This window comes from Candidatus Nitrospira neomarina (assembly GCF_032051675.1).
GTDB classification, from domain to species: domain Bacteria; phylum Nitrospirota; class Nitrospiria; order Nitrospirales; family UBA8639; genus Nitrospira_E; species Nitrospira_E neomarina.
The window spans coordinates 2,415,238-2,437,141 of sequence record NZ_CP116968.1 but is presented as its reverse complement, the minus strand read 5'-3'; the positions used below and the strand labels follow the sequence as shown (position 1 = coordinate 2,437,141).

At 50.3% G+C, this 21,904-nt stretch carries 19 protein-coding genes; 5 read left to right on the top strand and 14 right to left on the bottom strand.

What is annotated here, in order from left to right:
* Positions 1-107: 107 nt before the first annotated feature.
* On the bottom strand, positions 108-1,073 hold the full coding sequence (locus PQG83_RS10545; protein ID WP_312740662.1) for a metallophosphoesterase: 966 nt from the start codon (positions 1,071-1,073) through the stop codon (positions 108-110).
* Between the two features lie 41 nt (positions 1,074-1,114).
* Between PQG83_RS10545 and PQG83_RS10540 the strand changes: the two genes are divergently transcribed.
* Complete coding sequence (locus PQG83_RS10540; protein ID WP_312740660.1) at positions 1,115-1,516, top strand: hypothetical protein; 402 nt, start codon at positions 1,115-1,117, stop codon at positions 1,514-1,516.
* Positions 1,517-1,790: 274 nt separating this feature from the next.
* Here PQG83_RS10540 and PQG83_RS10535 read toward each other — a convergent pair whose 3' ends face one another.
* Both PQG83_RS10535 and dnaE read right to left on the bottom strand, forming a co-directional pair.
* Positions 1,791-2,786: an acetyl-CoA carboxylase carboxyltransferase subunit alpha gene (locus PQG83_RS10535; RefSeq protein WP_376753521.1), complete on the bottom strand. Its 996-nt coding sequence runs from the start codon at positions 2,784-2,786 to the stop codon at positions 1,791-1,793.
* A gap of 19 nt (positions 2,787-2,805) precedes the next feature.
* Complete coding sequence (gene dnaE, locus PQG83_RS10530; RefSeq protein ID WP_312740656.1) at positions 2,806-6,270, bottom strand: DNA polymerase III subunit alpha; 3,465 nt, start codon at positions 6,268-6,270, stop codon at positions 2,806-2,808.
* 527 nt (positions 6,271-6,797) lie between these two features.
* Between dnaE and PQG83_RS10525 the strand changes: the two genes are divergently transcribed.
* Both PQG83_RS10525 and bfr read left to right on the top strand, forming a co-directional pair.
* Positions 6,798-7,118: a heavy metal-binding domain-containing protein gene (locus PQG83_RS10525; protein WP_312740655.1), complete on the top strand. Its 321-nt coding sequence runs from the start codon at positions 6,798-6,800 to the stop codon at positions 7,116-7,118.
* Positions 7,119-7,349: 231 nt separating this feature from the next.
* Positions 7,350-7,823, top strand: a complete 474-nt coding sequence (gene bfr, locus PQG83_RS10520) for a bacterioferritin (protein WP_312740654.1) — start codon at positions 7,350-7,352, stop codon at positions 7,821-7,823.
* Positions 7,824-8,175: 352 nt separating this feature from the next.
* Here bfr and PQG83_RS10515 read toward each other — a convergent pair whose 3' ends face one another.
* The 5 genes from PQG83_RS10515 to PQG83_RS10495 form a co-directional block, all read right to left on the bottom strand.
* Positions 8,176-10,248: a TonB-dependent receptor gene (locus PQG83_RS10515; RefSeq protein ID WP_312740653.1), complete on the bottom strand. Its 2,073-nt coding sequence runs from the start codon at positions 10,246-10,248 to the stop codon at positions 8,176-8,178.
* A 188-nt stretch (positions 10,249-10,436) separates the two neighbouring features.
* Positions 10,437-10,853, bottom strand: a complete 417-nt coding sequence (gene nikR, locus PQG83_RS10510; RefSeq protein ID WP_312740652.1) for a nickel-responsive transcriptional regulator NikR — start codon at positions 10,851-10,853, stop codon at positions 10,437-10,439.
* Positions 10,854-11,042: 189 nt separating this feature from the next.
* Positions 11,043-11,747: a hypothetical protein gene (locus PQG83_RS10505; protein ID WP_312740651.1), complete on the bottom strand. Its 705-nt coding sequence runs from the start codon at positions 11,745-11,747 to the stop codon at positions 11,043-11,045.
* 347 nt (positions 11,748-12,094) lie between these two features.
* Complete coding sequence (locus PQG83_RS10500; protein ID WP_312749126.1) at positions 12,095-12,601, bottom strand: hydrogenase maturation protease; 507 nt, start codon at positions 12,599-12,601, stop codon at positions 12,095-12,097.
* A gap of 99 nt (positions 12,602-12,700) precedes the next feature.
* On the bottom strand, positions 12,701-14,530 hold the full coding sequence (locus tag PQG83_RS10495) for a glycoside hydrolase family 15 protein (protein ID WP_376753592.1): 1,830 nt from the start codon (positions 14,528-14,530) through the stop codon (positions 12,701-12,703).
* A gap of 263 nt (positions 14,531-14,793) precedes the next feature.
* On the opposite strand from PQG83_RS10495, the gene PQG83_RS10490 reads away from it, so the two are divergent.
* Entirely contained in the window at positions 14,794-15,621 is an 828-nt protein-coding gene (locus PQG83_RS10490; protein ID WP_312740647.1) for a protein kinase family protein, read from the top strand.
* A 117-nt stretch (positions 15,622-15,738) separates the two neighbouring features.
* Here PQG83_RS10490 and PQG83_RS10485 read toward each other — a convergent pair whose 3' ends face one another.
* Both PQG83_RS10485 and PQG83_RS10480 read right to left on the bottom strand, forming a co-directional pair.
* Complete coding sequence (locus PQG83_RS10485; RefSeq protein ID WP_312740645.1) at positions 15,739-16,260, bottom strand: gluconokinase; 522 nt, start codon at positions 16,258-16,260, stop codon at positions 15,739-15,741.
* A gap of 9 nt (positions 16,261-16,269) precedes the next feature.
* Positions 16,270-16,809 carry a ferritin-like domain-containing protein gene (locus PQG83_RS10480; protein WP_312740643.1) on the bottom strand — a complete coding sequence of 180 codons (540 nt, stop codon included), beginning with the start codon at positions 16,807-16,809 and terminating at the stop codon, positions 16,270-16,272.
* Positions 16,810-17,217: 408 nt separating this feature from the next.
* Between PQG83_RS10480 and PQG83_RS10475 the strand changes: the two genes are divergently transcribed.
* A complete protein-coding gene (locus tag PQG83_RS10475; RefSeq protein ID WP_312740641.1) occupies positions 17,218-18,357 on the top strand; it encodes a glutathione-independent formaldehyde dehydrogenase in 1,140 nt (379 codons plus the stop codon).
* Positions 18,358-18,535: 178 nt separating this feature from the next.
* Here the strand turns inward: PQG83_RS10475 and PQG83_RS10470 are convergent, their stop codons facing one another.
* From PQG83_RS10470 to PQG83_RS10455, 4 genes are all read right to left on the bottom strand, one after another.
* Entirely contained in the window at positions 18,536-19,087 is a 552-nt protein-coding gene (locus PQG83_RS10470; RefSeq protein WP_312740639.1) for an inorganic diphosphatase, read from the bottom strand.
* Between the two features lie 813 nt (positions 19,088-19,900).
* Positions 19,901-20,389: a HugZ family pyridoxamine 5'-phosphate oxidase gene (locus tag PQG83_RS10465; protein WP_312740637.1), complete on the bottom strand. Its 489-nt coding sequence runs from the start codon at positions 20,387-20,389 to the stop codon at positions 19,901-19,903.
* A 787-nt stretch (positions 20,390-21,176) separates the two neighbouring features.
* Positions 21,177-21,344, bottom strand: a complete 168-nt coding sequence (locus PQG83_RS10460; protein ID WP_312740635.1) for a hypothetical protein — start codon at positions 21,342-21,344, stop codon at positions 21,177-21,179.
* Between the two features lie 103 nt (positions 21,345-21,447).
* The gene (locus PQG83_RS10455) at positions 21,448-21,852 is read right to left on the bottom strand and encodes a hypothetical protein (RefSeq protein ID WP_312740634.1); all 405 of its coding nucleotides are present in this window, start codon (positions 21,850-21,852) and stop codon (positions 21,448-21,450) included.
* Between the last annotated feature and the right edge of the window lie 52 nt (positions 21,853-21,904).

Here is a 21,904-nt window from a genome sequence, read left to right as displayed (position 1 = left end):
TAAAGGGGTCATACTCTTAGGAATGTATATGGGCTGTCCATCTTGATCTGTAGTGAAATTTCCCGGGATGTCGAGGAGCCTCTTTGTGAGTTGGGGACAGGCGACGCTCAAGATTTAGGGGCTCGTGTGAGCGTATGGATGATGATTTCCGGAAAGCAGAACAGCCGGATGGGAAACAGGGAGGTGCCGACTCCTCGAGAGGTGTACCCGCGCATGGATTGATATTCCCAGGGGCCTGCCTTGTAGGCTCTGGGGCAGCGGCAATGGGTAATGATGGGTTGGCTTCCTGGAAGACAGATTTGGCCTCCGTGTGAGTGGCCGCAGAGGTACAGATCCATTCCGGCAATCGAGGCCTCAGGAATAATCTCCGGGGAATGGACCAAGAGAATTCGTACGGCGTCGGTGGGCGCGAGGCGTATGGCTTTCTCCAGGTCACCGGTTTCGTAATAATGGACATCATCTAATCCGAGGAGCCAAATCGCATCCGATCCCTTTTCCAGGGATTGAGCTTCATTGAGGAGCATGCGGATTCCACACCGCTCAAGTCCGGGCACCATTTCCAACCAATCGTGATTCCCCAAAATGCCCGTGACGCCATAGGGAGCATGGATCGTGCTGACCAATGACTCCATGAGTGTCAGTGTCTTGTCATAATGGCCATACGTGAGAAAGCGAAAATCGCCCGTCATGACGCACAGGTCGTATCGCAAGGTGGACAGAGCGGTCTGAAGCGCTTGGCCTTTATCGATCATCCCTTCGATATGAAGATCCGACAAATGCAGAATTCGAAATCCATCAAAGGACTCGGGCAGGTGCGGAATCGGGACCGTGTGTTCGACAATTCGATATTGGGAGGTATTCTTGACGGCCAGCGGCCAAAGGCCGGTCGTTTTTAAGAGTGTTTTGATGAGCCAGGCAATGGCTGGAAATTCCTCCATGTGAATGTGAAGGTGATAACCTTTTAACAGGAGGGCCGAATAGTGGGCCTGCATTTCCATGCGTTGGCCTGCATGGTCAGGCCCGATACGGTCCACTAATTTGGCAAAGGCTTCTTGGTCGTGGTGATGGGTCATATGCTTGTCAGCCAAGTGGGATCAGAGGTAGCATGGGCATTATGCAACGATTAGATCTCATGAATCCTGAATTGCCCGATATCCAATTTGTCCTCATGGTATTGGCATTATGTACGGCAGATCTCGAAACGATGAATGCCCCGCATTCTGTGAGAGAGACGGTCTTCAATCGGTGTTGGGCATTGATGCATGAAAGCCCTCCGCCTGTGAAGACGCCAGAGCGGGTCCTGGATTTGACCATGAGTGATGAAGTCACGCTGGAGGCCTTGGTCCATGTGATCCGACAGACCTTCGAGGAGCATGGTTTTGTTGAGTTGACCTGGGATCATCCACCAAGTGAGCCGACGCGCGAATCGACTCCGGAAGCCCGTCCTTTGGTCGAGCGGTTAGAACAGTGGGAACCTCCTCCAGATAATTTGAATCCTCCAGCATCTTCAAACTAATTCTCTATCCTCACAGTCGAAGATTTTTTGGGCCGACTCTCTTTGATAGATGGAGGTCCTTCCTGCTCAGAGAAGGATCATCCTGTGGGCTCTGGTCCGCAATAAATAGTGGCAGTTGCCTTGAGCACAAAAATAATAGGACTGCGAAACGTGAACCTCGTGATACCTAATGGGGGGGGAATGAACAACCGCCTGGAGAACGGGCGAACAACTCAAAAGGAAATTATCCTGTGGGGTCGTGGTCGCGTAAACCCGGTGACGGACTTCCAGCGCGTCATGAGTTGACCATTTTCACCTGTTTGGGCGTGGCCGGAGAAGAGCCAAAGGCACCCAGACTCCGGAATTTCGCCTCTCGCTGTTTTCGGAGTGCTGCGGGCGACATTTTCTGTAATTGCAAGAAATGGGTGTCGAGTGCCTCGGAGACCCGGTCGGCCATGAGTTTCGCATCGCGATGGGCTCCTCCCATGGGTTCAGGTATCACCTCTTCGATGATATTGAGTTTGCGCAACTCCGGTCCCGTCATTCGTAAGGCCGTCGCGGCATCGGCGGATTTTGAGGCGTCTCCCCACAAAATAGCGGCGCAGCCTTCCGGGGAAATGACCGAATAAATGGCATGTTCGAGCATCAGAACCCGATCTGCCACACCTAAGGCCAACGCGCCGCCACTGCCGCCTTCTCCTGTGACCACGGCAAGAATCGGCACTTGCAATCTGGACATTTCAAGTAAATTTCTGGCAATGGCCTCGGCTTGGCCGCGCTGCTCCGCATCGACGCCGGGGTATGCTCCTGGCGTATCGATAAAGGTAATGATTGGTCGATTGAAGCGTTCCGCTAATTTCATGAGACGCAAGGCTTTTCGATAGCCCTCTGGTTTAGCCATACCAAAATTTCGGCGCATGCGTTCTTTTAAGGTCTTTCCTTTTTCATGACCGATGGCCATGATGGAGCGACCCTTCCATGTGGCAAACCCCCCAATGATCGCCCGGTCGTCGCCGAACAGGCGGTCACCATGGAGTTCCATAAAACCATTGGTCATGTGCTCCAGGTAATCAGAAATCGAAGGGCGCTGTGGGTGCCTGGCGATTTGGCTATGTTGCCATGGGGAAAGATTGGCATAGATCTCACGTTCAAGGTTTGCCAGTTGTTCCGTCGATTTGACGATGGCCTCCTGAACCGAGACCTTTTTGGATTTTGATTTCACTAACTTGGCGATGCGTTCTTCAAGTTCCTTCAGGGGTTTTTCAAAGTCCAGGTATTCACGCACGGACAAGCTCCTTGGTAGAGAGAAATTATTGGAAGGTGACCGTGGATGTGCCGAGGAGATGTTCCACTTCTTCTAAAAACTCCGGGGACGGAGAAATGCCAATGTCCGATAATCCTGACATGCTGGCCGTCAAGTTAGGATGCAAGTGAAACGCCAACGAAATAGGGGTCGGACCGCGGTGGCGTTCGAATATTTCCTTTAAGTCTAGCAGATTGTGGGGGGTAACGTCCTGTTCGTGGACCTTAAGGGTCACGTGCTTCACCGTTTCATTTTCTAATTGAGAGAGCGATTCGACTTTGGTGGCTTTGATTCGGGCGCCATTATCCATGAGATCGACGGTCCCGGTAATTCGAACCACCGATTCCGGCCCCAATAATTCTTCGTGTTGCTTAAAGGTCTCAGGGAAAATAATCGCTTCAACGGTTCCGTGCAAATCTTCCAATTGGGCATAAGCCATCCTATGGCCTTTTTTCGTCGTTGTAATTTTGAGACTGGAAATGACGCCGCAAACTTTGACCTCTCGGCCGTCGCCGACGTCGCGAATGGTCTGGGTGGAGCAGGTAGAAAAATGAGTGATACCAACGCTGTGACGGTTGAGAGGATGCGCGGTGATATAAAAGCCGGTCAGCTCCCGTTCATATTTAAGTAAGTCATTCTGCGACCACTCGGGAATCTGTGGAATGGCGAAACCAAAACCTTCCTGCTTGGGGGCTGCCGGCTCCGGAGCCAGTATTTCAAACAAACTGGTTTGCCCTTCCCGTTTGTTGCGTTGGACCGTCGAGGCATGCTCCAAGGCTTCATCCAGGACCTTAAACATGCTGGCGCGCGTGAAACCCATGGAATCAAAGGCTCCGACCTTGATGAGTCCTTCCAGCACCCGTTTGTTGACCTTTTGCGAATCCATGCGGCAACAAAAATCAATAAAGGATGAAAACGGGCCTTCCCTGTCTCGTGATTCTAAAATCACGTCCACGGCGTTTCCACCGACGTTCTTGATTGCCACTAACCCGAACCGGATACCCTCAGGCACGACACTGAAGTTTTTTAAGCTTTGGTTGGCATCGGGGGGCAGAATGTGTACCCCCAATTCACGGCATTCGGTAAAATAGCCGACCATTTTGTCGGTATTTCCCATTTCAGATGTCAGCAGAGCGGCCATAAATTCAGTGGGAAAATGGGCTTTCAGGTAAGCCGTTTGGTATGTCACGACCGCATAGGCAGCGGAGTGAGACTTGTTAAATCCGTAGCCTGCGAAAAAGGCCATTTGGTCAAATAATTTTTCGGAGAGTTTTTCCGAAATTCCCTTCCCTTTGGCGCCCGAGACAAACAATTCTTTTTGTTTGGCCATTTCCTCATGTTTTTTCTTGCCCATCGCCCGCCGAAGTAAATCGGCTTGTCCCAATGAAAATCCTGCCAACTGGTTGGCGACGGCCATGACCTGTTCCTGGTAGACGATCACCCCATAAGTTTCTTTGAGAATGGGTTCCAATTGCGGAGGGTCATAGACAATTTGGGAGGCGTCGCGTTTTCGTTTAATAAAATCATCCACCATGCCGCTTTCTAAGGGGCCGGGACGATAGAGCGCGAGGATAGCGATCAGATCTTCAAACGTTTCCGGCTTGATTTTAACCAACAGGTTTCGCATGCCGGAACTTTCCAGTTGGAAAATCCCTGAAGTTTTTCCAGAGCTGAGCAGCTCAAACGTCTGGAGATCATCCAAGGGCAGATTGTTGATGTCCAATGGCGGCTCATCAGGATGTTGAGCATTGACCATCCGAACTGCGTCATGAATCATGGTCAGGGTTTTGAGCCCCAGAAAATCGAATTTCACCAACCCGACTTTTTCCAGATCGGTCATCGTGTATTGGGTCACGATTTCGTCGTTACTTGTTTTGTAGAGGGGCACATGATCCATGAGGGGTTTTTGTGAAATGACCACGCCTGCCGCATGAGTCGAGGCATGTCGCGCCAGGCCTTCCAGGGCCATGGCCGTATCCATGAGTTCCTTCATTTTGGCATCTTGATCGACAAGTTCCTGCAGGCGTGGTTCCTGTTTCAGGGCATCCTGGAGAGTGATGTTGAGTTGGGTGGGAACCAACTTCGCGACCCGGTCAACTTCGGCATAGGGAAAGTCCATCACTCTCCCCACATCCCGGATGGCCGCTTTGGCCCCTAGTGTGCCAAAGGTAATGATCTGGCATACATGCGCCTCTCCGTATTTCTCAATGACATAGTTGATCACTTCGCCACGGCGGTCCATGCAAAAGTCCATGTCGATATCCGGCATGGTGACACGTTCGGGGTTGAGGAAGCGTTCAAAGAGCAGGTTGTAGGTGAGGGGATCGAGGTCCGTAATTCGCAGGGCGTACGCCACAAGGCTTCCGGCGGCCGATCCTCGCCCGGGGCCGACCGGAATGTTGCGGGACCTGGCGAAATTGATGATATCCCACACAACCAAAAAATATCCGGCATACCCCATGGCATTCAGCACAGCGAGTTCAGTGTGAAGTCGCTGTTGATAGGCTTCGGATGGAATGCCCGTTGGGCGTTCTCGTAAACGGCTTCGAAGGCCTTCTTCCGCAAGGTGCTTAAGGTAGGAGTTATGAGTCTGTCCTTCAGGAACGTGATAATCCGGCAGATAGGAGGTTCCGAACTCCAATTGAAGATCGCACTGTTCGGCCACCTGAGTAGTATTTAAGACCGCGCGGTTAAATTCCGCAAATTCCGCGATCATTTCTTCAGTGGATTTCACATATAACTGATCGGTATCAAATTTCATCCGGTTGGGATCTTTAAGCGTTTTTCCCGTTTGAAGGCACAACATGATTTCATGGGGACGCGCATCTCGTTTATTGAGATAATGGCAATCGTTGGTGCCGACCAGCGGAATGCCAAGCTTTTCATGAATCTCCAGTAACCCTCGATTCGCAACAAGTTGATGATCCAACCCGTTAGCCTGAACTTCCAGGTAATAGCGGTCCTTTCCAAAGATTGACCGATACTCATCTGCCACCCGCAGCGCCCCTTCCATATCCTGGTGGTTAATGAGCTGTGGCACCTCTCCGCTCAAACAACCTGACAGGGCAATTAGACCTTCCTGATGTTCCTGTAATAATTCCTTGTCCATGCGAGGCTTGTAATAAAAGCCTTCAAGATAGGCCTTGCTGGAGAGTTTAATGAGGTTGTGATAGCCGACTTGATTCGTGGCAAGAAGAATCAGATGGAAATATTCGTTATGCGCAAGGTGTCCTGCCCGCTGCGTGCGGTGGCCGGGAGCCATATAGGCTTCACACCCGATAATCGGCTTGACATCATGCGCTTTGGCTTTTTGATAAAAATCAATGGCGCCGAAGAGATTGCCATGGTCGGTCATGGCGACGGCGGGCATACCAAAATTCTTCACCTGTTGGAACAGGGGTGTGAGTTGGTTGGCCCCGTCGAGGAGACTATACTGGGTGTGAAGATGAAGATGAACGAATTGTGCCGGCACTCATATGGTCCTTCCGTAAAAATTCTAATGAGCACCTCGAATGAAGTCAAATGAAATCACTCTGTGAAAAACCACGCGGTGACCGTGTTTCTGAATTTTTCAAAAATTGCAAGGATAAATTGAAAGAATCATAAGGAGAATTGAAAATAAGTAATCCAGAAAAAATGGGCACAAGTATGTGGATAAATCGTGAGGATCCGATTGAACGCCAAGGGAGAGAATGCGTTAAGCAGATTGCTTATTTGGTGGGCATAGTAGTGACCGATGAAACTCCTACCACGGGTTGGGTCACAATAGAGATGTTGCGGAGAATTGGGTCACAAAAAAGATGTTCCGAAAAAAATCCTGATTTCAGAGATAAATTTTTCTCCCTGTATTCATTCGACTCTTTCTCACGCTCCCATAACTGACATGCACGAATTGTTTGTGGAAAAATTATAATGGGGAACACCCACGTTGAATAGCATGGATATCAATTGACAGAGTATCTGAAGCATTTGCTACTCAGGTAAAAGGAGGGAGAAGACATGATTCTGACAACGACGCCCAATGTTGAAGGCCAACGGATTAAAGAATATTTAGGTGTGGTGGCAGGGGAAGCCATTTTGGGCACGAATTTTTTTAGAGATTTTTTTGCCAATATTCGTGATATTGTTGGCGGCCGATCAGGGGCCTACGAAAAGGAATTGCGACGCGCGCGTGAAATCGCCTTCCAGGAAATTCAGGAAGAAGCCTTAAGGGTGGGAGCCAATGCCATTGTCGGCATTGATTTGGATTACGAAGTCATGGGAGAAACCGGGAGCATGCTCATGGTGAGTGTCAGCGGGACTGCCGTGAGGGTGGAATAAGCATTGGGTGACGGAGGACGAACTTCATATTCTCCAGCTCGGGAATAACGGAAATAGTTGAACTTGAAAATATAGATCAACGAAGTTGAGAAAGGAATTCAATATTAATTAATTTTCCCTAAATAAAAACATTGACCAGGCCGAAGCTGGACCGATAAAATATTTAAAGTAATTGAACAAGAACACGCAATTTCTCACGTTTGAGACAATTTTTAAAAAAGGAGAACTTCCATGAAGGCAAAAAAGGGTGTGATCGATTTTCTCAATAAAATTCTGACGAATGAACTCACTGCGATTAATCAATATTTTCTGCATGGCGAAATGTGTGGAAATTGGGGATATGAACAATTGCATAATGAAATCAGGAAACATTCGATTGATGAAATGAAACATGCAGAAGAACTGATTGAGCATATTCTCTATTTGGAAGGTGTTCCCAATTTGCAAAAATTGGGTACGCTTAAAATTGGGGAGACGGTTCCTGAGCAATTTAAGTCAGATTTGGCTCTTGAACGCGAAGCGGTGGTCCTTCTCACCGAGGCCATCGGCCATTGTGCCACAGTGGGCGATTTCACCACTCGCGCCAAGTTGGAAAGTATTATTAAAAGTGAAGAAGAACATATCGATTGGATCGAAACGCAAATGGAAACAATCAAGCAGGTGGGTGTAGAAAATTATCTGGCCCAACACATGCACGAAAAATAGGCGCTTCCATTTCTGAAACTTTATAGGGCTTTCCGGGGTTGCCGATGGCATTCTGGAAAGCCCTGTTTCATGTCATGGAGGAGGGGTGAGTCTATCGTAAAAGGGAGTGTTGAATAATAAAGATTTTCACGGACAAATTTGCCCAGGATTAGATTTCTCATCAAAGGCTCCGGGTCGGTTCAAAAAAGTCCGTCCAGCAAGGCCGCAGCCGTTTTTACGCGCGGAGCGTACGCGTAGTACGTGAGCACGGAAAAATGGCGAGAACGCCGGTGGCGGCTTTTTTCAACAGACCCTAAAACTGTTTGCAGAGGAGCCTCTTGCAAATCTGTCGAAGGCGATCGTTGACCTGCCGTTATGCGGGGAAAAACCACGTTATCCCACCCATGAACATCCGTGGAGTGCCGGGGACAAAGTGAATATCGGCAACACCTCCGGCGGGTTCTCCGGGAAGACGGGACTCATAATAAAATTGGGCCTGACGCCAATCGGTATCGGTCAAATTGCGGATGCTAAAAAATGCCTCCAGTCGTCCGGTTGGTGGCGCAAGAGGGATTTTGTAGCGAAGAACCAGATCGAAAATCGTAAATGGTTCCAGTTTCACGCTGTCATCTTCCGTGCCGGCACGGCTTCCCACCGTCAACATTTGCAACGTTCCCGATAGTCCAATCGGGAAGCGGGCTGTGACGGATGAAAACGCGGTGAACTGCGGCGCCAAAGGGACGGCATCCCCCGTTTTTCGAAACTCGGCATGGGTATACGTGATATCTCCTCGAATGGTGAGCCAATCCATCGGGGTGATTCGAGAGCTGAATTCTGTTCCCAGGCGACGCGTCTTTCCTCGCGGTTCCGTGGTCCCTTCATCCCCCACGAATACCAATTCAGATTCCAGATCCAACAGCCAAAATGTGGCCAGAAATTCGGACCAGTTCCATGGGCGGCTCCTGATCCCGATTTCATAGCCAATAGCTCGGGTTAAGCTGTTAGTCGATGGATTTTCCACGGCCTCCCGCGCATCATTGCTGTGAAAACCGGTTCCCACATTTAAGAAAAATTCCGTCTGGTACCAGGGACCAACAATGAGATTGGCTTTTCCGCTGGCGATGGCATTTGAGGCTGTCCCGTTTGGTCTTTCTGAGCAATCTGCCCCGCAACGATCTTTCACATGATACGTGAAGACATCAACACGGCCGCCTCCTACAAATCGCATCCAGGGAAGAAATTGAAGATCCAACCTCAGATAGGGAGAATAAGAGGCCTCGAAAATGTCTGATTCCTGTGTGATCGCCAGGGACGAGCGTTTCTGTTGCGTGCCCAAACGCACCTGGATTTGATCAAAGCGTGTCTGAAGTCCTGCCGTCATGGTGCCTTCATAATCGAGCAGGCGAAAAATCTGCCGATAACCGATATCACTTCCGGTCAACCATCGTCGGTCGGTCTGTTCAATCCCGTCACCATTGACCGGATCATGAAGATAAAACGTGAAGTTGCTGAACAGGGACAGGTAATAATATTGAGCCCACAGATTGGCGAATACCGTCCCCCCGCCGGGTAGATCGTAATGGTAATCCAATCGACCGGTGCTCCGTAACGATTTGCCGCCTTCTGAAGGGTCAAGGGAACCAAAGCGGTCCACCCCTCCGGACCTTACGTCCCGTAAAGGAATCTGGCCTGACCCGTTCCATCGTCCATAATATTGGGAAAGCGTCACACTGAGTTGGGATGTGGCTGAGGGATCAAACGTCAGTTTCGCCAGCCCGTTGTATCGGGTATTGCGATTGACAAAATCATAGGGGCCGTCGGTGTAATAAAATTCTCCCGCAAAAAGGGTGCGGAATCTATCGTGAGTGGGAGAGGTCATGAACAGATGTCGTTGGGTATTGAAATTACCTCCGGCGGATTGCACCATGGTTTGGGGAACCGACTCACGGGTGACATAATTGGCAGCGCCGGCAGTGGCAAAGTCCCCATACTCCACATGGTAGGGTCCTTTTTTGACGGTAATTTCCTCAATGGTTTCCGGGATAATGAAATTCAAGTCCCCGTATCCTTGCCCATGCGCATGGCTGCGCATGTTGATCGGCATGCCATCCACGTGAAGGGCCAGGTCTGTGCCATGATCGGCGTCAAAGCCGCGCAGGAGAAACTGGTCAGCCTTTCCGGCGCCGCCTGAATGTTCCAAGGTAATAAGGCCGGGAGCCAACCGCAATAAGTCCGCAGGCCGCCCTTGAGGTTGAAGCAGGATATCCTCATTGAGAATGATTCGATTGGAAGAAGCCGCAATGGGGCGTTCTCCAACGACCTGCACCTCTTCTAAAACCGTGACGTCCTCCTGGTCATGGCCTGATGCCGAACCGGCCCAAAAGAGGCTGAAGAGAATACAGGCCGGTGAACATACCGCCAGCGTGTGAAGATACCGCCTACCCATGGAATTGGTAAAGAAAAAACGAGTGTGGGGGCGAAGGAGAAACTGGTTAGTGACACGAAAGTTAAATTAGTAGCACGACTTTTAGCAAGGTCCGCTCATATTGTCAATCCAAAATCGCGCGGCAAACGGCATGGGGGGAGAGGAAGCTATGCGGTGTGACAGAAAAGTCTTGAGAGGAGGAATGAGGCCTATTTCACGGCTTTTCCCGTGGTCGTCATCGTGAGTTGTCCATGCTTGACTCCTTTGGTTTTAATCAACAGATTGGCTAAATCGACGAGGGCTGAACTTCGCCCTCTGACCACAATGACTTCCAGACAATGGTCGTGATCCAAATGCACATGCAGATTCGAAATGATTTGCTTCCCGTATTCGTGCTGATGGTGAGTTAATTGCTGCAGCACATCTGATTGATGATGGTCATACACGAGGGTAATGGTGCCGACAGTCTCTTTATTTCCGCCCCATTCTTCCCCCACAAGCTGATTGCGGATGAGGTCTCGAATCGCCTCAGAGCGATTCTGGTATCCTTTCCGGTTGATGTGTTGATCAAAAGCGGCAAGGAGTGTTTCTTCAAGGGAAACTCCAAAGCGGACCAATTGACTCATTGTCATATTCCTTCCAGGCAGATTTTGAGATGCCTCCTATCCTATGGCCTTTTCTGTAAAAAGACAATTGATGGGCCGGACGAGAAGACCGGTCCGAACATCATGACAATCGATCGGCATAAAAAGCCGAGGAGGATGTGAAGTCGCGTTGATGAAGGCGGGGTGCGTGAAGACTTGAGATAAGATTCGTTAATGCCAGAGCGCGGATCCTGAGGAAAATGCTATCGCGATCCCCAGAATGGTGGTCATCACCGCCACGCAAGCCTGAAGCCCGTTATGGAGCCATGTCAGGGATCGGGCTGAGTACCAAAAGGGAATAGCCATGACCACGGACAGGAGGCCCATGCCGAGTATCGATCCTAACCCGAACAGAAGGATATACATGATGGCTTGGCTCATGGACAGGGTGGCGTTCAGCGTTAAGAGGATCAGCGCGGCTGATCCGGCCATCCCGTGCATCAGGCCTATCAGCAACGCACGATAGGGAAAACCATGTGCATGATCATGGGACGTATTATCAGGGTGTGTGGGTTCGGTATGGGCATGGGCATGAAAGTGAGGAGGGCGATCCGGATGTTGGTGAACATGAAAATGAATCCGGTTTTTGAGTAGTCGTCGGAACACGTCGAGTCCCAGACCTATTAACATCAAACCCACCATGAGTTCCAATCCTGCAGCGAATCGTTCGGGAATGATACTGCCCAATAACAAAACCAGCGAACTGAAGATCAACAACGTCAGTGTGTGCCCCAATCCCCAGACCATCCCCTGTTTGACGGTTTGTGAGATCGATCCACTTCGGGTGGCTAAAGAGGCTACGGCGGCAGCATGGTCGGCTTCACAAGCATGGCGCATACCCATTAAAAACCCTAATCCAAGAATACTGAGCATCATAATCCTTTGTAATCCGGGCAAGACGGTCGGTGTTGGTGAATCCATGGGTGCCGGGCTGCGACCCCTTCTCCCCTTGGAACGGAAAGCTTGAGGGAACGAACCGTGGCGTTTCCCATGTTGACACCGTGTAGGGAATTGTCCATGTAAGATGACCCGTCAAATGCAAAGGCTTTTTCCGGAGATTGTTTAATGGTTTCCATATCAATCATAAACGGGCTTCTGTGGTTTGGAGAATTGCTTTGGTTCTGAGGTGAAAATCTCGAAAAAGTTTCAGACATTGGAAAAGCCCCATGAAGGACACTTGGCAGTATATAACATATTTCTCACAGCAAGCCGAGTAAGGCCGGTTAGAGAAGAGTTTGTGATTGTGGTGTCGGCAAAGGTGTGGGGGATGATTCGTGAATGAATGAGGTGATCATGGCGCAATTCTTTTCAACCGAAGCGGCGACACCCGGGCTCAGATTGGCTCCAAAGGTGGTATCGAACACTTCAATGAGAAAGACGGTGATATCTTGGGGGAACGCATCTTGAAAGATGATCCGCCCGGCATGGACGGCATGATCCCAGCGAAAATTATGCGGATTGAAATTTGGTGGAGGCCGTTTTATTAGGTCACGGCCGGAGAGGTGAAAAATGGTGCCCGGTTCGGAGTCGCTGGAGCAGGCATCGATCATAGTCAGCTTGGCGGCCCCTTGAGCCTGAAACAGCACATCGATCCCATTGGTGCCTGCCTCAATAATTTGAAGATCGGATTGAGGATGTTGGGAAAAATATGACTGGAGTCGGTGAGCCACAACGACTCCTATCCCGTCATCCTTTCGATAGAGATTCCCGCATCCAATGATCACATGCATCCGTAAAGTGTAGGAGCATGTTGAGGTGTTCGGCAATGGTCGTCCGGATTTCACAGGAAGAACCGGAGACCAGAGAGTCGAAAAGAGAGGCGCTCCGGGTTACTTACCTAACGCCCGATCCAGATTGAAGGCGGCGCTGATGAGGGCGAGATGCGTAAAGGCTTGCGGGAAATTGCCGAGGGCCTCACCGTGATGGCCGGTTTCTTCGGCATACAGCCCTAAGTGGTTGGCATATCCGAGCATTTGCTCAAACACAAGACGGGCTTCTTCTAAGCGATTGCGATCCGCCTGTCCGGCGCGGGTCATGGCTTCTACGAGCCAAAACGTACAAAGATTGAACGTGCCTTCCTCTCCGTCCAGTCCGTCCTGAATTTCGGATAAATTATACCGATAGACCAGTCCGTTGGAGACCAGGCCTCCTTGTTCCGGCTTCCGGTTGATGGCATCCAGGGTCTTGAGCATACGGGGGTCGGTAGGTGAGACAAAAAACACCAGGGGCATCACTAAATTTGCGGCATCCAGCGAAGAGCTTCCATATCGCTGGATAAAGGCTTGTCGATCTGAATCCCATCCTTTGGACATGATTTCTTCATAGATATTATCCCGGGTCTTCAGCCACTGTTCGCGGTCTGCCGGGAAGGACCGTTTTTCGGCCAGGCGCAGCCCACGGTCCACGGCCACCCAACACATCAATTTGGAATAGACAAAATGTTGCTGGCCCCCGCGCACCTCCCATATGCCCTCGTCGGTGCGCTGCCAGTTGTCGCAGACCCAATTGATCATGCGCCGAAGGTGTTTCCACAGGTCGTACGAAATAGGAGTGCCGTACTTATTGTAGAGGTACACGGAATCCATTAATTCACCGTAAATATCGAGTTGGAGTTGATTATAGGCGCCATTTCCCACTCGGACCGGTCGTGAACCCCGATAGCCCTCGAGATGAGCCAATGTTTCTTCGGTGAGTTGGTGGTGCCCGTCAATCGCATACATCAGTTGTAAGGATCCGTCAGGATTCAATTCATGACAACGGGCTTCCAGCCACTGCATGAAGGCCGAAGCTTCTTCAGTAAATCCGATACGCAATAATCCATACAAGGTGAAGGCGGCGTCCCGGATCCAGGTATAACGATAATCCCAATTCCGAACCCCGCCGATCTCTTCAGGAAGACTGCAGGTTGGAGCGGCGACAATGGCCCCGGTTGGCTGGAACGTCAACAGTTTAAGAACCAGCGCAGAGCGGTGGACCATTTCCCGCCAGCGACCGGTGTACGTGCATTTCGACAGCCATCGACGCCAATAGTCGACCGTGTGCTTAAATAATTCTTCGGCTTGTGTTTCTGGACATGAGGTGCTTTGGGTATGGCCCGATTCGACCTCTTGAAGACAAAAATCGATTTCTTCCCCTTCTTGAAGGGTGAATTCGGTGAAAATTCCGTCGCCATCCTGTATCAGTGGAATCGTGGATCCAAGTCGAAGCGTCAGGCGGGAGGATTGGAAGCGAGCTCCATCTTTGGTGATCGTGAGTGTATGGGTATCTCGACCATAGTTGAAGGCCGGACGGCATTCAAGACGAAAGGTCATCGATTTTCTAATGGCTTGCACGCGGCGGATCAACCCGTCCCGGGTGCAGTCAGACGTGCGAACCCCGACCGGCATAAAGTCGATCATCCGCCCTACTCCTGCCGGAGTATGAAACCGGGTCACGAGGACATTGGTGTCCGGCCAATAATATTGTTTGGACTTCACCCCGTCCGGAACGGGAGCGATTTTAAACCTGCCACCTTTGGCATCATCCAGAATCGCGCAGAACACACTGGGAGAGTCGAAATAAGGATAGCAGAACCAATCGATGGACCCGTTCATGCCGACCAGTGCGGTCGTCTGCATATTTCCGATCAGGCCGTAATTTTCGATGGGCTGATAGGGCATTGTTGAAAACAAGTCGGTCTCGTGATACGAAAGAGTCGGGTTGCTGAACGTCTCTTTGGTTTACCTTATCAGAAAATCCAGGATATGTCTGAAAAAAATGAGCTGGAATACCCGGGATTACGCGAGTGCATGTATTGAGACGTGAGCCGTACTTGTGGTGGGGTAACCGTTTTGCGGTCATTTATCTATGAAGACAACCGGGCGAAATTTTTTTTCAGATGGTGTACCATGGGAGCCGGTTGCGCACAGGCGCTGAACATACCATGCCTATCACACGATCCTATCCCCCAGTCGTGGAAATTTATGGAGCCGAGTACGGCTATGAACGGATACTGAAGGACGATTTTTTCTCCGTGAATGTTTTGTATCGGAATCAGGAAGGCGAACGATATGTCCTTAAGCTCAGCGACTTTCGTTTTGTCCTGGGCTGGCTGTTTCGCCCCCTGACGGGTTGGATATCCAGGCGGGAATATCGCATTTATCAGATGGTGTCTGATCTCCCGGGCATTCCAGCCTTAGGACCGCGATATGGGAGACGAGGATATTTTCATCGGTTTATTGAAGGACACACGCTTCATGAAATAGAAAAACGCATCCAGGAACAATTTAACGTGGTGGTCGGAGATCCAGCGATGGCGACGTATGCCACATCACTGGCTCCGGATTTTTTCGATCAATTACGGGTCATTCTTCAGGCGGTTCACCGGCGTCGCATTTTCTATGCGGACCTGAATAAACGGGGGAATATCATTTGTTCCACAGAGGGAAAGCCCTTTCTCATCGATTTCCAAATTTGCCTGACTGTCCCGGTTCGGCAGGGTTGGGTGGGCGGGCTGACTGAGAAGATTTTCCAACGCTTGATTCGGGAGGACATTTATCATCTGTATAAACACAAACACACGTTCCAACCGCAGAGATTATCAGAGAACGAACAGCAGTTGGCGAAACGATCGGATTTAAATAAACGATACCACCGCTTTCTCTGGCGACCCTACATTGCGCTGAAACGCATGATCTATCCGCATGGGAGCAATGAAACCATCTGGTATAAGTGGAAAAAGGAAAAAGACCAATCTCCCAGAATGCCCTGATTCTCTGATCAATGTGAGAGGAAGGGGCCCTCCCTCATGCCTCATCATAAATCTTCTCCCTCCGGGAACAATGTCCAAATCATGTACAGCTGTTCGTATCATGACCTCGCAGATCTGTTATGCGGGTTGTAAATGCAGCATTCTTTTGATTTGTTCCGCAATCACTTCCGGCGGTTGAGAAACGTCGATGAAGGGGACATCGTGAGGTTCCTCAAGTGCAGTAAACTGACTGGCTAACAGGTCGGCTTTCATAAAGTGGCCGGTTCGTGACTGCAGGCGCGGGTGGATCAACGCATAATTGCCTCGCAAATACACCAATGAAACTTGAGGGCGTCCCTCAGTGATTAACTTCCGATAGGCCTGTTTTAAAGCGGAACACGTAATGACGGCGCGCTGTGATTGGCTTATCAGATCGTGAACCAGTTGATGAATAGCAAAAAGCCAAGGAAGCCGATCTTCCTCACTTAACGGAATCCCACCCTGCAATTTGGACACATTCCGCGCTGAATGGAAATCATCGCCTTCGTAAAAAGACCAACCGAGATTTCTGGCCAGGAGTTGACCAATGGTGGTTTTTCCTGAACCCGAGACACCCATAAGGATGACGATCCATATGTCCCGGTTCTTTGCTTCTCTCATAGCTAATCGTTAGGAGCCCATTTCCTCCAGAAGGGAGACGAGGTCATCAGCATGCTCTTCCTCGACCGCCAAAATGCCCTCCAACATGCGGCGGGATGTCGAATCCTTGGTGCCGAGATAGTTGATCATTTCCCGATAGCTATCAATAGCAATGCGCTCCGCCACCAGGTCTTCCCTGATCATGTCGACCAGGGAAGTGCCTTCCACATATTCGGCATGACTGCGCATAAGCATTCCCTCAGGAGAGAAATTCGGTTCGCCGCCCAATTGGACGATCCGCTCCGCCAGCTGATCGGCATGGCCTTGCTCTTCATTGGCATGTTGAAGAAATTCCGCCGCCACGCTCTGAGCATGAATGCCTGAGGCCATATAATAGTGCCGCTTATATCGGAGGACACAGACGATTTCAGTTGCAAGGGCCTCATTGAGTAGCTTTATCACGGTGTCCCGGTCGGCGGAGTAACCAGGCGTCACCGCTCCTTTTTCCATGTGTTCTCTTGCGCGTTTGCGTAAGGTTTGGACGTCTGTGAGAAATGGTTGATCTTTCATTCATGCCTCCTAACGTAGTCTTGTCTATATAAACAGTATTTCAGCTCAGGAACCGTCATCAGACTAGGTCCCTGGCACGTGAGCCTGGACGGCCTTCATGGTGTTTTTCCCAACCTTCTCAGTCCTGTCTGTCAGAGGGCAATGGCCAAAATATTCATTTCATTCTGTATTTTATCTAAAAAGTGGAAGACTTCAGGGAAAGGCAAAGGGGAGTCTCTTGAGAATGGGTCAGCCAGGGTTTTTCCCAGTGCCATTTTCTGTCATTTTCCTTTTTAATAAGAGGCTACTTTATTCTTACCGAAGTCATGGTTGAGCCTGCCGGGGAAATGTGGTTTACAACCGGTCCGTGGCTTGGGCTTAACAAGGAATGTTGGATGTTTCACCTATAACCATAGGAGGAACGAAGCCATGAAAGCACTGGTCTATCACGGACCCCATGATGTGAGTCTGGAAGAAGTGCCTGATCCAACGATCGAGCGACCAACGGATGTGTTGGTGAAAATGACCACGACCAATATCTGCGATTCTGATTTACATATGTATGAAGGACGAATGCCCATTGAGCCGGGCACAATATTCGGGCACGAAAATCTTGGCGAAGTGATTGAGGTGGGCGCTCATGTGGCACAGGTGCAGGTTGGCGACCGTGTCTGTCTGCCCTTCAATATTAGTTGCGGATTCTGCAAAAACTGCGAAAGCGGGTTGACCGCCTTCTGTCTGACGGTCAACCCAGGTACGGCCGGCGGAGCCTATGGCTGTGCGGGAATGGGTCCTTATCCAGGTGGCCAGGCGGAGTACCTGCGTGTGCCATACGGTGATTTTAACTGTTTGCGGTTGCCTGAGGATGCGCAGGAGAAAGAAGCCGATTACGTGCTGCTGTCGGACATCTTTCCGACCGGATATCATGCGACTGAGATGGCCGGTGTCCAGCCGGGCGATTCGGTCGTCATCTATGGTGCGGGACCGGTGGGGCTCCTGGCAGCTTACTCGGCCATCCTCAAAAGTGCCAGTAAGGTCATGATTGTGGACCGTCACCCCGATGGATTACGACTGGCAGAGAAAATCGGTGCTATTCCCATCGATGAATCGAGAGTTTCCCCGGTTGATCAGATTCTGGACCTGACTGACGGGGAGGGCGCGGATTCAGGCTGCGAATGCCTGGGACACCATGCGTACGATCCGCAAAATCACGAACAGGCCGATATCACGATGAATAATCTTATACGATCGGTGCGCCCGACAGGCCGAATAGGTGTGGTGGGCGGGTTCCAACCTGAGGATCCGAAGTTGTCAGAAGCATTGGCTCAGAAAAGACAGCCGGCATTCGACTGGAGTCTTTTCCTGTCCAAGGGGCAGCGGATAGGAACCGGTCAGGCCAACGTTAAGGCATATAATCGGCGATTATGCAATCTTATTGAGGTGGGCAAAGCAAAGCCCTCGTTCCTCGTCACTCACGAGTTGCCACTTCGGGATGGACCCAAAGCCTATCGGCATTTTGATGCGGGGGAAAATGGCTGGGTCAAGGTCCTGCTTAAGCCTGCAGCTTGAGAATAGGAAAATGGTAGATCCTCATCATGAGCAACCGGTTTGCACTCAGGGGTGATGTGTTACCAGATTTTTCGGTTCAATCCTGATTGAAAATCGTCCCGCATGAGACGAAGGCCGGGGAGATCCATTGTGACTCACCCGGACTGTCGGCCTTGGGCCAATTTGGTAACTCTATGTTTCAAAACATATCTTTATACATCGCAAGGCTCTGATTCAGAATGTTTTGAGCCACTTTTTTTTCTAAAAACTCCTCCACCACCACCGCTTTATGTTCAAGAGTCTTGTACTCTTCAAAGAAATGCCGCATTTCGGAAATAAAGTGTTGGGGCAATTCGGAAATGTCCTTGATATGACTGACACTGGGATCGCCTGCCGCAACCGCGATGAGTTTGTCATCCGCTTCTCCGTTATCAAGCATCCGCATGACCCCGATGACTTTGGCCGGCACGATACACATCGGGACCACATCAATTTGTGAAATAATCAAAATATCCAAGGGGTCTTTATCTTCACAGTACGTTTGGGGAATGAATCCGTAATTGGCGGGGTAATACACGGAAGAGTATAACACTCTGTCCAGTATCAGCAGGCCACTCTCTTTCTCTAATTCATATTTTGCTCTCGTGCCTTTGGGAATCTCAATGATTCCATTCACGAACTCGGGTAATTTGTCTCCGGGGCTGGCATGATGCCAGGGATTAAAATACTGACTCTTGGCTAACTTGGTCATCGTGGTGTTCCTCATATTCAGTAGTTGGTGATCGTGGTGCTTTCTATGCGAAAGCGCTCTCCATATGGTTCATCAGATGCATATACGTTTTCCGTATCCTTGCACATAAAATCTGCTTTTCCATTGTTCCGCCGTATAGTGTTCTCCATTATTCACATACCGTTTAATAATTGTGTTTTTCCCTTGAACAAGTTGCTCGTGTCGGTTCTCCAGGGTATCCATTCAAGCCTCTCCCTTCGTGTGATTTCCGCCCGCGAGGGAGCACGCAGGAAGCAAATTTACACGTATTCGAAATGTACGGATTGCCGTCCGATGGAGTCCGCTATCCTTGTGAGGGGGAGGATCCAGGAGGAGCCGTGGCTCTAGCCAGAGGACCAAAGCCCGGGCTACCAAGGCCGAGGTTGCACCATGACGATCGTTTGTGTGATGGAGAGTTCCCTGAACAGTTATCGGGAAGGTGTCTTCAGTCCTTGGCAAGAATAGCGAACCCTTACTCTCCTGTAAAGTACAGAGACGCGTTTAGGGCTGAAATAGAGGCCGGCCAGTGTTTTGTTTAAACGATCGATTACCCAGTCTTTCTCTGAAGGGGAATTTACTGGGTCGGTTGCAGATCGTATTTCACCTACGTATCTAGTTAACGTCCCATAAGGGATTACAGGAGGCTATTGATTAAGGGAGTATTGAATAATAATAATTTTCAAGAGCATATCTACCCACAGGCACGTTGCATATCACAGACCTCGGGGCGGTTCAAAAAAGAATGCCCTGAGTCTTCCCGCCGCTGGCGGCTTTTCAACCGCCCCATTAATCACGCTATCCCGTGCGGGAATGTTCGAAGACCGACAAATTGTCTCCGGTCAGTGTGTACGCTTTGCCAAACCCCATGACAAACTGTCCGCTCTTCGTGTGCAGTTGAAACAGAACAAAGTCCGGCAGCTGCCGTAACAGGCCGGCCATCTTGCCATGACGTTCCTGATAATCGTCCAGCACAGACTCGTATTCGGGATGATCGGGCGGAATTTGTACGGCCTCACATACGTATTGCACCCTCGTCCTGGCGAAAATCTGTGGCGTCGACTGTTCATCGGCAATGATCATGATGGCAACAGTCCGGTTTGCCAGCAGATGACGGGTATGCGTGGCCAGTTGACTGACAAAGATGTAAAAGCTGCCAGAAGCCCGGTGTAAGTAGGGCGTATAGCTGCAGTGAGGGGTGCCGTCCACCCCGACTGTTGAGAGTTGGAGACTCTGCATTCCGTCTATGAGACTGGTGCAGACCGTGGCCGGCTGTTCATCGTTCATGAGATGTCACGACCTCCATTGATAGAGTTTCAGTTGGAGAGTGGGGAAGCGAATGATGCCACGCCCGCATCTCCCTGATTTCAAGTTCTATGACAAAGGCACAGAAAGAGAAAAATCCAATTAATTGTGTGTCTTATTTGTAAGGGTTGAGCACGGATCTGCCCTGCTGTTCTTGTGTTTCGATAGTACGGGAACGGGCCTATTTGTCAAGGCGTAACCCGACAGAATGTTCGGATAAGGACCTGTGCTTTGGCTGTTTCAAGGCGGGAAACAATGACGGTTAATGCTTGTTGGAACACGCGCCTTGGAGAGCGGCAGCGGCATCGGACAGTTCAAGGGCAAGGAGTAGCCCCTGTTCGGAGTGAGTTCTCTGGCTTCGTAAATCTTGTGTTTGGCGAGCCTATCACCTAGGTGACTGGAACGGGGTGAGTCAATAAAACTTCGGAGGCATTCAATTTCATGAAAATATCTTTCCTGGAAACATGTAATCCGTCACGACAGATTTTTCTGAACGGGAGTGTTGAATAAAACCAATTTTCAAGGGCATATTGCCTCACAGACACGTTGCATATTAGAGGTCTCGGGGCGGTCCCCAAAAGCATGCCCTGAGTGTTCCCGAAGGTTCCGTCCAGTCCTGTCCTGAGTCATGCCGAAGGGGAGGCCGAAAATTGCCTGCCGTGTCCCGAAGGGCACAACTTTTGTTTTGCGCGCAGAGCGTACTTCCAGTACGTGAGCACAGAAAAATGGGGAGAACGCCGCTGGCGGCTTTTTTCAACAGCCTCTGAACTCAAACCAAACCAGCTGGCCGCATCTGCTCATGGGGAAAGGAAGTCCCTTCATCGACAATCACGTGGTACAGCTGGCGAAGCGATTCGATATCTTTGGGTTCGGCCAGCGCCAATCGCAAGGCCGAACCATCCTTCAATTGTGTGTCGATGGGAAAACAGATTAGCATCGTTATGGGCAGGGTCCCATTAAGACCGCCCCTTCCCTTGGTCACCTTGGCAATAGCCAAGGAGTTTTTTTGAGGGAGAATTCTGTCTGAAATTAGGGGTGTCTCAGTATCCCCGCCCGGTGCTCCCGCCTTTCATACTGCCCAGTGGAAGAGCATCGTAGCGTGCTTTCAGTTCCGGATGCTTACTGAGATACTCTTGTACGGCCGCATCATCGGCAAAGACCTCAGGGCTGCGTTGGCGATAATCCTCGATCGTCAAATCATGCTTTGCCAATAATGCACTGAGTTTTGTATTGATATCTGCGCCCATTTCTTTCATGGCCTCCGGCGAGGGTCGTTGACCGTCCCCGTATCCCTTTCCACCCTTAAAGTAGTTCGTCATCATCTCGCCGATCTCAATACGGGCCTTCACGTATTTCTCCACTTCGGCCGGTTCTGTGGCAAACCCGGCCCCCGCGAAGAGCACAACACCCAAAGAAACGCCGATCATCATGCGTAGCAGATTCATGGTCATGAATTCCTTTCAGAATGTGAGTAAATAATTCAGTCCTTCATGTTGT

Bases quoted from the DNA above. Each gene is read 5' to 3' on its own strand.
- PQG83_RS10545 (WP_312740662.1), bottom strand. From the start codon at position 1,073: ATGACCCATCACCACGACCAAGAAGCCTTTGCCAAATTAGTGGACCGT.
- PQG83_RS10540 (WP_312740660.1), top strand. From the start codon at position 1,115: ATGCAACGATTAGATCTCATGAATCCTGAATTGCCCGATATCCAATTT.
- PQG83_RS10525 (WP_312740655.1), top strand. From the start codon at position 6,798: ATGATTCTGACAACGACGCCCAATGTTGAAGGCCAACGGATTAAAGAA.
- bfr (WP_312740654.1), top strand. From the start codon at position 7,350: ATGAAGGCAAAAAAGGGTGTGATCGATTTTCTCAATAAAATTCTGACG.
- PQG83_RS10515 (WP_312740653.1), bottom strand. From the start codon at position 10,248: ATGGGTAGGCGGTATCTTCACACGCTGGCGGTATGTTCACCGGCCTGT.
- nikR (WP_312740652.1), bottom strand. From the start codon at position 10,853: ATGAGTCAATTGGTCCGCTTTGGAGTTTCCCTTGAAGAAACACTCCTT.
- PQG83_RS10505 (WP_312740651.1), bottom strand. From the start codon at position 11,747: ATGATGCTCAGTATTCTTGGATTAGGGTTTTTAATGGGTATGCGCCAT.
- PQG83_RS10500 (WP_312749126.1), bottom strand. From the start codon at position 12,601: ATGCATGTGATCATTGGATGCGGGAATCTCTATCGAAAGGATGACGGG.
- PQG83_RS10495 (WP_376753592.1), bottom strand. From the start codon at position 14,530: ATGCCCTATCAGCCCATCGAAAATTACGGCCTGATCGGAAATATGCAG.
- PQG83_RS10490 (WP_312740647.1), top strand. From the start codon at position 14,794: ATGCCTATCACACGATCCTATCCCCCAGTCGTGGAAATTTATGGAGCC.
- PQG83_RS10485 (WP_312740645.1), bottom strand. From the start codon at position 16,260: ATGAGAGAAGCAAAGAACCGGGACATATGGATCGTCATCCTTATGGGT.
- PQG83_RS10480 (WP_312740643.1), bottom strand. From the start codon at position 16,809: ATGAAAGATCAACCATTTCTCACAGACGTCCAAACCTTACGCAAACGC.
- PQG83_RS10475 (WP_312740641.1), top strand. From the start codon at position 17,218: ATGAAAGCACTGGTCTATCACGGACCCCATGATGTGAGTCTGGAAGAA.
- PQG83_RS10470 (WP_312740639.1), bottom strand. From the start codon at position 19,087: ATGACCAAGTTAGCCAAGAGTCAGTATTTTAATCCCTGGCATCATGCC.
- PQG83_RS10465 (WP_312740637.1), bottom strand. From the start codon at position 20,389: ATGAACGATGAACAGCCGGCCACGGTCTGCACCAGTCTCATAGACGGA.
- PQG83_RS10460 (WP_312740635.1), bottom strand. From the start codon at position 21,344: ATGCTAATCTGTTTTCCCATCGACACACAATTGAAGGATGGTTCGGCC.
- PQG83_RS10455 (WP_312740634.1), bottom strand. From the start codon at position 21,852: ATGAATCTGCTACGCATGATGATCGGCGTTTCTTTGGGTGTTGTGCTC.